The organism is Pseudarthrobacter ribosi, from assembly GCF_055412865.1.
Map to the genome: position 1 here is coordinate 16,701 of NZ_JBVAYZ010000035.1, position 12,076 is coordinate 28,776.

At 68.1% G+C, this 12,076-nt stretch carries 9 protein-coding genes and 1 rRNA gene; all 10 read right to left on the reverse strand.

The window, feature by feature from the left end:
- Positions 1 to 15: 15 nt before the first annotated feature.
- The 10 genes from pyrG to rrf all read right to left on the reverse strand — a co-directional run bounded on the left by pyrG (position 16) and on the right by rrf (position 11,833).
- Complete coding sequence (pyrG, locus tag ACZYZ5_RS20695) at positions 16 to 1,809, reverse strand: CTP synthase (RefSeq protein ID WP_463904244.1); 1,794 nt, start codon at positions 1,807 to 1,809, stop codon at positions 16 to 18.
- 78 nt (positions 1,810 to 1,887) lie between these two features.
- Positions 1,888 to 3,627, reverse strand: coding sequence for a DNA repair protein RecN (gene recN / locus ACZYZ5_RS20700; protein ID WP_463904245.1), 1,740 nt, complete (start codon positions 3,625 to 3,627; stop codon positions 1,888 to 1,890).
- A 3-nt stretch (positions 3,628 to 3,630) separates the two neighbouring features.
- Positions 3,631 to 4,671, reverse strand: coding sequence for an NAD kinase (locus ACZYZ5_RS20705; RefSeq protein WP_463904246.1), 1,041 nt, complete (start codon positions 4,669 to 4,671; stop codon positions 3,631 to 3,633).
- Between the two features lie 22 nt (positions 4,672 to 4,693).
- Positions 4,694 to 5,506 carry a TlyA family RNA methyltransferase gene (locus tag ACZYZ5_RS20710; RefSeq protein WP_463904248.1) on the reverse strand — a complete coding sequence of 271 codons (813 nt, stop codon included), beginning with the start codon at positions 5,504 to 5,506 and terminating at the stop codon, positions 4,694 to 4,696.
- On the reverse strand, positions 5,503 to 5,808 hold the full coding sequence (locus tag ACZYZ5_RS20715) for a hypothetical protein (protein ID WP_463904249.1): 306 nt from the start codon (positions 5,806 to 5,808) through the stop codon (positions 5,503 to 5,505). The genes ACZYZ5_RS20710 and ACZYZ5_RS20715 overlap by 4 nt, the downstream gene beginning before the upstream one ends.
- Before the next feature lie 10 nt (positions 5,809 to 5,818).
- Complete coding sequence (locus ACZYZ5_RS20720) at positions 5,819 to 6,808, reverse strand: HAD-IIA family hydrolase (protein WP_463904250.1); 990 nt, start codon at positions 6,806 to 6,808, stop codon at positions 5,819 to 5,821.
- Positions 6,809 to 6,814: 6 nt separating this feature from the next.
- Positions 6,815 to 8,770, reverse strand: a complete 1,956-nt coding sequence (locus tag ACZYZ5_RS20725; protein ID WP_463904251.1) for a hypothetical protein — start codon at positions 8,768 to 8,770, stop codon at positions 6,815 to 6,817.
- Between the two features lie 139 nt (positions 8,771 to 8,909).
- The gene (locus tag ACZYZ5_RS20730; protein ID WP_463904252.1) at positions 8,910 to 9,398 is read right to left on the reverse strand and encodes a hypothetical protein; all 489 of its coding nucleotides are present in this window, start codon (positions 9,396 to 9,398) and stop codon (positions 8,910 to 8,912) included.
- Between the two features lie 133 nt (positions 9,399 to 9,531).
- Entirely contained in the window at positions 9,532 to 11,163 is a 1,632-nt protein-coding gene (locus ACZYZ5_RS20735) for a hypothetical protein (protein WP_463904253.1), read from the reverse strand.
- Positions 11,164 to 11,716: 553 nt separating this feature from the next.
- Positions 11,717 to 11,833 (reverse strand): 5S ribosomal RNA (gene rrf / locus ACZYZ5_RS20740).
- Positions 11,834 to 12,076 lie beyond the last annotated feature (243 nt).

Genomic DNA, 12,076 nt, shown 5'->3' on the forward strand with positions numbered 1-12,076 from the left:
GATTCAGTTGGGTGGTTACTTCGACACTGCCGGGGACGGCTTGGCCGCGGCCGGGGCCGCCTTGGCTGTATCCGCCGCGCCTGCCGCTGCGTTGGTGACCTTGCTGCCGCCGCCCTTCTGGTGCTCCAGGGCGGCCTTCACCAGTCCCGAGAACAGGGCATGCGGCCGGGTCGGGCGTGAGCTGAGCTCCGGGTGCGCCTGCGTGGCCACGTAGTACGGGTGGACGTCGCGGGGAAGCTCCACGTACTCCACCAGCTTGCCGTCGGGCGAAGTTCCGGAGAACACCAGTCCCTGGGCGGCGATCTGCTCGCGGTACTTGTTGTTGACCTCGTAGCGGTGGCGGTGCCGTTCGCTGACGCTGGTGGCGCCGTAGGTCTCGGCGACCACGGACCCTTCGTCCAGTTTGGCATCGTACAGGCCCAGGCGCATGGTGCCGCCCAGGTCGCCCTTGCCGTCGACGATGTCCAGCTGCTCTTCCATCGTGGCGATCACCGGGTACTTCGAATCCGGCTCGAACTCGGACGAGGACGCGCCTTCGAGGCCGACCACGTTGCGGGCGTACTCGATCACCATGCACTGCAGGCCCAGGCAGAGGCCCAGGACCGGGAGCTTGCTCTCACGGGCATACTTCAGCGCGCCGAGCTTGCCTTCGAGTCCGCGGATGCCGAAGCCGCCCGGGACGCAGATCGCGTCGACGCCGTCCAGGGACTTGACCGCACCTTCGTGGGTTTCGCATTCGTCTGAGGGGACCCAGCGGATCTTGACCTTGGTGTCGTTGGCGAAGCCGCCGGCGCGCAGGGCCTCGGTCACGGACAGGTAGGCGTCCGGCAGGTCGATGTACTTGCCGACCAAGGCGATCTCAACCTCGTGCTTGGGGTTGTGGACCGCGTCGAGGAGCCTGTCCCAGCTGGTCCAGTCCACGTCCTTGAAGGGCAGGTCGAGCGCGCGGACGATGTAGGAGTCCAGGCCCTGGGAGTGCAGGGTTTTCGGGATGTCGTAGATGCTCGGGGCATCCGGGCAGCCGATGACGGCGTCGATGTCGACGTCGCACATGCGGCCGATCTTGTCGCGCATGGGCTGCGGGACGTCGCGGTCCGAGCGGATCACGATCGCCTCGGGCTGGATGCCGATGGAGCGCAGCGCGGCAACGGAGTGCTGCGTGGGCTTGGTTTTCAGTTCCTGCGACGGGCCGATGTACGGGACGAGGGAGACGTGCAGGAAGAACACATTGCCGCGGCCGATGTCCTGGCGGACCTGGCGGGCGGACTCGAGGAACGGCTGCGACTCGATGTCGCCCACGGTGCCGCCGATTTCGGTGATGATCACGTCGGGGGCGTGCTTGCCCTCGGCGGGAAGCCGCATGCGCCGCTTGATTTCATCGGTGATGTGCGGGATGACCTGGACGGTGTCGCCGAGGTACTCGCCGCGGCGTTCCTTGGCGATGACCGTGGAGTAGACCTGACCGGTCGTGACGTTGGCCGATCCCTCGAGGTTCTCATCGAGGAAGCGCTCGTAGTGGCCGATGTCGAGGTCCGTTTCGGCGCCGTCGTCAGTCACGAAGACTTCGCCGTGCTGGAAGGGGTTCATCGTGCCCGGATCCACATTCAGGTAGGGATCGAGCTTTTGCATTGTTACAGACAAGCCGCGTGCCCGCAGGAGGTGACCGAGGCTCGAAGCCGTCAGTCCCTTACCGAGCGAGGACGCCACACCACCGGTGACGAAGATGTGTTTGGTCGTCTTGGACGAGCCCGGAAACCGGGAATTTACACGGGAATTTGATCGCTGCACCACGGGGTTCGAGCCTATCATCAATTCAGTCTCCAGGGGTCTGTTCGCGGCAAGCCGCTGTGGTTGTCCTCCCGGTGCCGGGACGCCGCACGGGGGTGGTCAGGCCTGCTGCGGCAGGAGCCGGGCGTCGTCGAGCAGCTCCTGGGCGTGGGCCTGGGCGGATTCGGAGTCCTCCTGGCCGGCGAGCATGCGGGCCAGTTCCCGGACGCGTTCGGCCTCGTCGAGGAGCTGAACGTCACTGGAGGTGAAGCCGGTCGCGGTGGCGCCGTCAGCGCCACGCACGGAGGTCTTCGTGACCCGGATGTGTTGGTCGGCGAAGGCCGCCACCTGGGGCAGGTGGGTCACCACGAGCACCTGGACGTGCCGGGCCAGCATCGCCAGCCGTCGTCCGATCTCGACGGCGGCCCGGCCGCCCACGCCGGCGTCAACCTCGTCGAAGACGAAGGTGGGGACCGGGTCGACGGCGGCCAGCACCACCTCGATGGCGAGCATCACGCGGGACAGTTCGCCGCCGGAGGCGCCCTTGCCCAGCGGGCGGGCGGGGGCGCCAGAGTGCGGCTGGAGCAGGAAGGAGATCTCGTCCGCGCCGTGCGGTCCCGGCTTCCCGCCGGATTCGACGTTGATGACCAGGGTGGCATCCGCCATCGCGAGGGCCTTGAGTTCGGCGCTGACGCGAGCGGAGAGGTCCTTGGCGGCCTTCTTGCGGGTCTTGCTGATCCCGGCGGCCTGCCGGGCCAGCTCGGCCCCGGCGCGGGCCACTTCGGCCTCCAGCGCCTCGATCCGGGTGGAGTCGTCCTGCAGCTCCAGGAACCGCGCCCGGGACTGCTCGGCCCAAGCCAGCACCTCGTCGATGCTTGGAGCGTACTTGCGCACCAGCTTCGCCAGGGCCCCCCGGCGGTCCTCGATCTCGGCAAGCCGTTCCGGGCCCTCGGTGTCGAGGGCCGCCTGGTAGCTGGCGAGTTCGGTGGCGATGTCGTTGAGCAGGAAGCCGACCTCGGCGAGCCGGGCGGCCGCGGAGCCGAGTTCCTCGTCGTGTTCGGCGACGTGCTCCAGCGTGCGCTTGGCGGCATCCACCAGTGCGGTGGCGTCGTTGCCGTCACCGAAGTCCTCGGCGATGAGCGCCTGGTGTGCCGTGGTGGCCGCGATCCGGAGTTCCTCGACGTTGGCGAGCTTGACTGCCTCCGCCTTGAGCAATTCGTCCTCCCCCGGCTGCGGGTCGACGGCGTCGATCTCGGCCAGGGCAACCTCGAGGGATTCGGCCTCGCGGAGGCGTTCGCGGGCGGCGCTGCGGAGCTCGTCCAGCTCGGCCTGGCTGGACTTCCAGTGGGCGTACAGCTCCTGGTAGCTGCCGAGCGCTGCGGCGAGGCTCTCCCCCGCGAATTTGTCGAGGGCGCCGCGCTGCGCGACCGGGCTCTTGAGCCGGATCTGCCCGGACTGTCCGTGGACCACCACGAGGGTTTCCCCGATCTCCGCGAGCACCCCCACCGGCGCCGCGCGCCCGCCGAGGTAGGCGCGGCTGCGGCCGTCCGCGCCCACGCTGCGGGCGAGCAGCAGCTCCGCGCCGCCGTCGAACTCCTCGACTTCGGCCCCGGCCTCGCGGGCGCGCACCAGGGCCGGGTGCCCGGCGTCGAGCTTCACCGTTGCCTCCGCGGAGGCGCTTTTCGCGCCGCTGCGCACGGCGCCGGCGTCGGACCGTGCACCGAGCAGCAGCCCGACGGCGGTCACCACCATGGTCTTGCCGGCACCGGTTTCACCGGTCACGACGCTCAGGCCAGGGCCGAGGGGCAGCGTGGCGTCGGTGATGACACCGAGGTCGCGGATTCTCAGTTCTTCAAGCATGGTTCACTTCGCAGTCGATGGATCAGGAGTCTCGTCCGGCCCTGCGTGCGGCGGCCCAGCCTGCGGCGGAGTGGGAAGCGGGGGCATCGGCCGGGGCGTGCGGATCACCGGCACCGGCCCGGTATGGACCGAGGCGGCTTGCGGCATCGGTCCACGCCAGCCCTGGATGGGCAGTTCGAATTTGCGGACCAGGCGGCCGGAGAAGGGCGTCTGGTGGGTGCGGGCGAGCCGGACGGGCGTGGCGGAGCGGGTCACTTCCACGCGCGCGCCGGGCGGGAGGTCCACGGAGCGCCGGCCGTCGCACCAGAGCACGCCCTGGGCACCGGTGCGGTTCAGGATTTCGACGGCGAGCCGGGACCGGGGTGAGACCACCAGCGGCTTGGCGAAGAGCGCGTGGGCGCTGATCGGCACGATCAGCAGCGCCTCGACCTCGGGCCACACCACGGGGCCGCCGGCGGAGAAGGCGTAGGCGGTGGAGCCCGTGGGGGTGGCCAGGACCACTCCGTCGCAGCCGAAGGAGGTCAGCGGGCGTTCGTCGACCTCGGTGACCACCTCGAGCATCCGTTCCCGGTTGCCTTTTTCGATCGCGGCCTCGTTGAGGGCCCAGGTGTGCCAGATTTTCTGCCCGCGCACCCAGACCTGGACGTCGATGGTCATCCGCTCTTCCACGGTGTAGTCGCGGCTCGCGACCCATTCGACGGTCTGGGCCAGGTCCGCCCGCTCGCTCTCGGCCAGGAATCCCACGTGGCCGAGGTTCACGCCGAGCAGCGGCACGTCGACCTCGCGCACCAGTTCCGCGGCGCGGAGGATGGTCCCGTCGCCGCCGAGCACCATCACGAGCTCGACGTCGGGGAGCATCACGTGGTCGTGGAGGATCTCGACGGGCTGGTCGAGGCGGCCGAAGAAGCGGACCATGTCGCCGAGCTCGGATTTCAGCATCACGGGAATGATGCCGGAGTCGTGGAGCTGGGCGCACGCTTCCCAGGCAGCCTTAAGGGACTCCTCACGGCCTGTGTGGGCAAGGATGAGGACACGCCTGCTCATCGGGTTCCGCCTTCTGGTGCTTCTAGTACTTGGGCCAGATTGTTCCGAGTAACGCAGCAACGGCTGCGTCCCGCTCTTCGATCTTAGGCAGGTCTGTTCGAATCCCGCGCTTTATCCACAGGAAGTACTCGACGTTTCCGTCCTGGCCGGGCAACGGGCTGCCGGCGAGGCCCTTCAGGTCCAGCCCGGTGTCCATGGCCTCCGCCGCGACTTTGCCCACGGCGAGGCGCCGCTCCCGCTCCGAGGTGACGACGCCGGTGCGGCCCAGCCGGTCCTTGCCGATCTCGAACTGCGGTTTGACCATCAGGACGAGGTCGCCGCCCGGTTCGGTGCACGCCGCCAGGGGTGCCAGCACGAGCGTGAGGGAGATGAAGGACAGGTCCGCCACCGTCAGCGCCGCCGGTCCGCCGATTTCCTCAGGGGTCATGTATCTGACGTTGAGGCCTTCGTGGACGGAGACGCGCGGGTCGTGCCGGATCACGGGGACCAGCTGGTCGTGGCCGACGTCGACGGCCACGACGTGGGCCGCACCGCGGCGCAGCAGCACCTCGGTGAATCCGCCTGTGGAGGCCCCGGCGTCCAGGCACCGCTTGCCCTCGACCTCGACGGCGGGAAAAGCGTCCAGCGCGCCGGCCAGTTTGTGCCCGGCACGGCTGACGTAGTTGTCCTCATCAGCGGCTGCGACGTTGAGGGCCGTGTCGTCCTGGACCTGGAGCGAGGCCTTGGCCAGCACCTCACCGTCGGAGCTGACCTTGCCTTCGGCAATGAGGCGGGCGGCATGGGTTCGGGACCTGGCCAGCCCGCGGCTGACGAGGGCCTGGTCAAGCCTGCTCATTTCGTGGCATCCCCTGGTGAAGTGGTCGGTCCGGCCGCGGCCGGGCCTGTGGCTAGTGGTGCTGCGATGGACTCGTTGAGAGCCGCGAGCAGTTCATCGTGCAGGAGGGCATAGACCTCGTCGTGGCGGGCGACGGGGAGCTCCGGCAGTTCACGGAGACGGCGGAGCAGTGCGCCGACTTCGGGGTCCGGGGACGGATCATCCCCTGCGGCGGCGCCGGCTTCCGCCGGCAGCGCCGGCCAGGTGAGCTGGGCGTCTTCCCGTGCGGGGTCCGTCCCGGTGATGTGGTTGGGCTCGGTCATGGTCCCCAGTCTAGTGATCCAGCCATTCGAGGACCGGCGCCAGGGCCGTGGCGGTCTCGGGTTTGGCGGTCCACCAGGCCGAGCAGGCGGCCCGCCAGGCATCGAGGTCGCCGGGATCGCCGCTGATCCGGACCGTCTGCCCGTGCACCACGGCGGTGGCCGCGCCGCAGCGGTGCTGCCCGGCGTCGATCACAATTGCCGGGTAGGGACGGTACAGGTCCGTGAGGTCGTTGATGAGGTAGCCGGGCCGTTCCAGCGTGCGGGCGGCGAGGATCGTTTCGCGCGTGTCGACGCCGGTCAGCACCGCAACGGTGGCGAAGCCGGCCCTGTTCCCGCCGAGGATGTCGGTGTCCAGGCGGTCGCCGACGACCAGCGGCCGGTCTGCGGCCAGGCGTTTCGCGGCGGCGTGGAACAGCGGCGCTTCCGGCTTGCCGGCAACCAGGGGCCGCTGCCCGGTGGCCGCGGCCACGGCCGCGACCAGCGTCCCGTTGCCCGGTGCCATGCCCCGGGCCTGGGGAATGGACATGTCCGTGTTCGTGGCCACCCACAGCGCGCCGCCGGCAATGACATAGGCGGCTTCCGCGAGGTCTTTCCACCCGAGGTCCGGATGGAACCCCTGCACGACGGCGACGGGCTGCTCCGCTTCACTGCGGACCGGCACCAGTCCGGCAAGTTCAATCTCCTGGGCGAGCGAGTCCCCGCCGGTGACCAGCACCCGGGCACCCGGGGGCAGCAGCGAAGCGAGCAGCTGGCCCGCGGCCTGCGAGGAGCTGACCACCTGGTGGTCCTCCGCCGGGGCACCCAGGTCGCGCAGGTGCTGCGCCACCTGCGCCGGCGTCCGGGAGGCGTTGTTCGTGACGTAGCCGAGGCCGACGTCGATCCCGGCGAGCCGGCGCAGCGATTCCACGGCGCCCGGGATGGCGTGCGGGCCCGCATAGACGACGCCGTCGAGGTCGGCGAGCAGGGCGTCGAAGGCGGAGATCAGTTCCGGTGCGGCCATTCCGAATCAGCCTTCGGAGCGTTCCGGCTCGCGCGAGCCGGCGTCGTGGGACTCGTCGTGTCCGGACTCGCCGGACTCGTCGTGTCCGGACTCGCCGGACTCGTCGGAATCGTCGGAATCGCCGGACTCGTCGGAATCGTCGGCGGTGAGGACCTCGGAGCGGTCCAGGGCGTCTTTTTCCACCGAGTCGTCATCGGACTCGGCGTCGTCGGACTCCCAGAAGTCGGATTCGGCGTCGTCGGATCCTTCGTCGAGGGCGTTGGCTGCCGCAGCCGATTCCGGCAGGCCGGCAACGGCCTCGGCGCTGGCGGCACGCGGCGACTCCTCCTGCGGGGCAGCCGCGGCGGACCGCTGGGCGGTCTGCTCGGCGAGGAGCCGGCGCTGCTGCTGTTCCTCGCGGGCTTCCTCTTCCTCGTCCCAGCCAAGATCGATGATGTCCGGGTCCTCCGAGACATCGAGGCCGAGGGCGTTCTCGGCGACGGTGGCCTGGCGCTGCCACTTTTCCGCCTCGGCCGTGCGGCCGACCGCGGCCAGGGCTTCGGCGTAGGCGTGGAACAGTCGCGGGCTGTAGGAGAACGCCCGGTTCATGTCCAGCTGCGCGATTTCCAGTTCGGAGACGGCGGCATCGAGCTGGCCCAGATCGGTGCGGGCACCGGCGGCCACAATGGCCAGTTCCGCCTTGCCGGGGGCGTCGAGGTCCTTGGCTTCCTCGGAGCGCGCCATTTCCAGGGCGCGGTCGGGCCGGCCGAGTCCACGTTCGCAGTCGGCCATGACCGGCAGGTGCATGTTGGAGCCGCTGATTCTCCGGTAGGTGCGGAACTCGCGAAGGGCTTCGCCGTAGTGGCCGGCGGCGTAGGCCGTCAGGCCCACCGCTTCGCGGACGGCCGCGAGGCGGCCTCCGCGGCGGCTGGCAGCCAGGGCGTGCTGGAAGGCCAGCTCCGGCTCGTCGTCGATGAGGCGTCCGGCCATCACGAGGTGGCGGGCCACCCACTCGGCGCTGTTTTCCTCAAGGGTCTTGATCTGGTGATGCGTGGCGCGGTCCAGTTCCTTGCCCGTAACGTCGTCGTCGATCTGCGGTGAACGCTCGCGGTCGGGGCGGTTGGCGCTGCGGAGGTCCCGGGCGTTGGGGACACGGACAGGGCGGTCTTCCGCCCGGTCGCGGCCGAACTGGCGGGGACCGGAGTCGCCGCGGTCAAAGCTGCGGGCAGGCCGGTCATCACGGTCAAAGCTACGGGCAGGCCGGTCATCACGGCTGCCAAAGGGCTTCCGGTTGTCGCCGCCGCTGTACGGCGGCTTCCGGTCCCCGCCGCCGGCGCCGAAGCTGCGGCGTTCGCCGCCGCCTTCACGCGGGGCACGGTCACCATAGGGCTTGCGGTCACGATCGCCGCCACCGCTGTACGGCGGCTTCCGGTCCCCGCCGCCGGCGCCGAAGCTGCGGCGTTCGCCGCCACCCTCACGCGGGGCACGATCACCATAGGGCTTGCGGTCACGATCGCCGCCACCGCTGTACGGCGGCTTCCGGTCCCCGCCGCCGGCGCCGAAGCTGCGGCGTTCGCCGCCACCCTCACGCGGGGCACGATCACCATAGGGCTTCCGGTCACGGTCGCCGCCGCCGCCGAACGGCGGCTTGCGGTCCCCGCCGCCGGCGCCGAAGCTGCGGCGTTCGCCGCCGCCCTCACGCGGGGCACGGTCACCATAGGGCTTCCGGTCACGATCGCCGCCACCGCTATACGGCGGCTTCCGGTCACCTTCACGCGCCGGGCGGTCTCCGAAAGGCTTCCGGTCGCGGTCGCTGGAGGAAGGACGGTCACCCTGGGCTCCCCGGTCATCCCGGGAACGGTACCCGCGGGGATCGCCGCCGGAGTTGTTGCTGCCGCGGAATCCACCGCCGCCTGAGGTGCGTCCGCCGCCAAAGTTGCCGCGGTCGTTGCCGCCGCGATTACCGTCGTTGTGCTCAGCCATGCTGGATTCCTCCTGTTGCGAGCCCCCGACTGGCACGCTGGCAGCCGTACTACTCTAGTTGCTTCTTGCCTGTTGAGGGCGCACCGGTGGTGAACGGAACGCCTCGAGGCCAGCCTCTATTGTAGTCGAGTCCGGCGGGCTAGGTTTTGGCAACCTCCGCCAACTTCCTCAGCACCGCCTGTCCTTCCTGCGCGTCCCATGTCGAAATGTCCGTCGGTTGGGAGACGACGAATCTCCAGACCCGTGGTCCCTCGGCTACAGCCAGGACGTGCTCCGTTGACTGGCTGAGCCGGTTGATGGCATAGCGTGCTTCACCCCACAGGCCCGTCACGTCCGCGGGGGACATCATGCCCTCCCACGGGTCCGCACCTGCGCGGCTCGCCTCGTCCGGATAGGTGATCGTTTCCAGGACGACCGCGTGCGTCGTCGTGCCGGAGGTGTCGAGGGGGTAGATGCAGTTTTCGTGCCTGACACCAGCGGGACTGACGGTCCCGGCGACTTCGCCGGCCTGGATCTCCCGCGCCGCGTCGCCGAGAGCCGCCCTGATCTGCTCCACGCTGAGGAGGGAACACGCCCCGACTTCGGTGGTGGGAATCAGTGACGATCCGTCACGTGCAGTTGGGGACACAGAGGTGCTGGGAGTCGCCGCGGCTGCGGATCCAGCCGACGTCGAAGCCCCTGCGCTCGGCGCCGGGGAGAACCCGCTGCAAGCTGACAGTCCGAGCACGAGGAGTAATCCGAGGCTCGCAAGCCCCGTCGCTTTAGTGGAAAACATCTTCTCCGACTCCCATAATGATCCGGTCTCCGGGAACTGCCCCCCGCTGGAACCTCACGACGTCAGACTCGCTGAGGGAAATGCAGCCCCAGGTGGGGACCCGGTTGGCATGAAGGAAAATCGCAAATCCGGCATTCATTTGGATTGGTGAGTCCGGGGGCCGGTTGTAGTTGATTACAACTCCTTGACGGTAATCATGGGACGGCCGGGTTGCGTAATACCACATGTTTTCGTCCGGGAAGATATCAGCACTGGATTCGAAGTACTTGTTGTAGTTTGAGTTCAGCCGGCCGCCCCACCGTGAGTAGGGGTTGAGCTGGAGGTAGGAGAGCGCGGTTCCAGGGTTACCGAGGCCAAAGGCCTCGGTAACGGAGAAGGAGCCGGTGGGCGAAAACTTGTTGATGGTGGGACCGGAGGCGACGCCCGGCCGGGCAAATCCGCTTTCCCCGGCATAGCCGGGGACCGCCCATTCGACCTGGTAGGCACCGTTGACACGGACGCAGGTGGCGAAGGAAATAGGTGTTGCAGGGTAGCTCTCTGCGATGGCGAATGACACACGCGCCGGCCCTGCGCCCAGGTATCGCACGGCGTTGCGGTTCAACGCTTCGCAGTAGCCAGCCGACCGGAGGTGATATTTGACCCCCATGCTGGCCGTCCAGGTAAACCTGCCGTACTGGAATTCCTGTACGCAATTGCTGGAGCTGGAGCAGGACTCGGCAGCCACCGGATAGCCCAGTGATCCGGCCTCCCATGACCTGGACCCGAAACTGGCGAGGATGGCTCCCCACACCGGTTGGGCGCCACCAAAGGGGGACCAGTACACCACGCCGCCTTCGAAGCGCTGGACGCAGCCGTCATTCCTTAGGCCGCAGGTCTCGTCGCTGACGGGATAGCCCAGACGTCCCGACTCCCAGTTCAGCGCCGCCCATCTGCTGGCGATGGCAGCCCAGGTAGCGTGCGCCCCGGTCCCGCTGGACCAGTGAACGGCACCGCCTTCGAAGCGCTGAACGCAGCCGTCATTCCTTAGGCCGCAGGTCTCGCCGCTGACGGGATAGCCCAGACGTCCCGACTCCCAGTTCAGCGCCGCCCATCTGCTGGCGATGGCAGCCCAGGTAGCGTGCGCCCCGGTCCCGCTGGACCAGTGAACGGCACCGCCTTCGAAGGGCTGAAGACAGCCGCCATTTTTCAATCCGCAAATCTCGTCACTGGTGGGGTAACCGAGTCGCCCGGATTCCCAGTTCAGCGCCGCCCATCTGCTGGCGATGGCAGCCCAGGTAGCGTGCGCCCCGGTCGCCTTGGACCAGTGAACGGCACCGCCTTCGAAACGCTGGACACAACCGGCGTTCTTGAGTGTGCAGACTTGCTCGCTGACGGGATAGCCCAGTCGCCCGGATTCCCACTTCAAGGCACCCCACTTGGCGGCAATGGCCGCCGTCGTGGCGTGCGCTCCGGTCGCCTGGGACCAGTGAATGGCGCCTTGCTCGAAACGCTGAACGCAACCACTGTTCCGCAATTCACAAGAAACGGTGGACGCCGCGCGACCGAGCCAGCCGGCTTCGCCTCCCAGGGATATCCAATGGGCCTCGATGGCCGATTCGCCGGCGCCGACCGCAGCCACGCCCGAGGGCAGGTCTTCGGTCGTGGCCGTGCTGGTCGGGCTGGGCTCAGCCGACGGTGTGGGAGCGCTGGAAGGTGTGGGAGCTGGTACAGCCTTGGAGGATGCGGATGTTGCTGTCGGCGCGGACGCCGGCGGCGCGGAGGTGGCCGAAGGGGTGGGCGAAAGTGTGGGGTCCGCTCCAGGGGACGGCTGGAGACTTGTGGTTATGGTGGGGGTGACGGCAGCTGAATCCTCAGCATGAGCCGGCACGACAGACGTCGCGACAGCGGCCGCCAGGATTGCCACCAACGCAATCACTTTTGGAAATTTCACTAAACCACTCCCCAAATCGAATAGTGGACGCTTGGGTTCCACCCGGGCCGCCTTCAGCGAACCCCACCAAATAGTAACGGGGGCAGGTACCTCGATGGCAAGGGCGCACCGGAGGCACGCTGCAGAAAATCACGCAATGCAGCTGCGTCATTCTTCTGTTGTGGCGCGTGGGGTGCTGTTTTGGGGTTAAATGCGGGAGAGCCCCGACCGTGTGGTTGGGGCTCTCGACCGTTTAATGATGTTCCGGCGGTGACCTACTCTCCCACACCCTCCCGGGTGCAGTACCATCGGCGCTGTGGGTCTTAGCTTCCGGGTTCGGAATGGGACCGGGCGTTTCCCCCACGCTATGACCGCCGTAACCCTTGCTCCCGTCCCCCGTGGTTTTGTGGCCGTGGGGGTGGGAAATCTGTGGTTACCGCTTCCTGCACCGGTTTTCTGGTGCAGTTGTGGTGTTGTTATTGTGTTGTGGTTTTGTTCCCTGGAACAACGTGCCGTTTGGTGACGGGTTTGTTGTTTGGGAACCACATAGTGGACGCAAGCAGTCTTGTTATCTTTGTACTCTCTTCATGGTGTGAACGTCTTTTGAATCCGTTCACGAAGA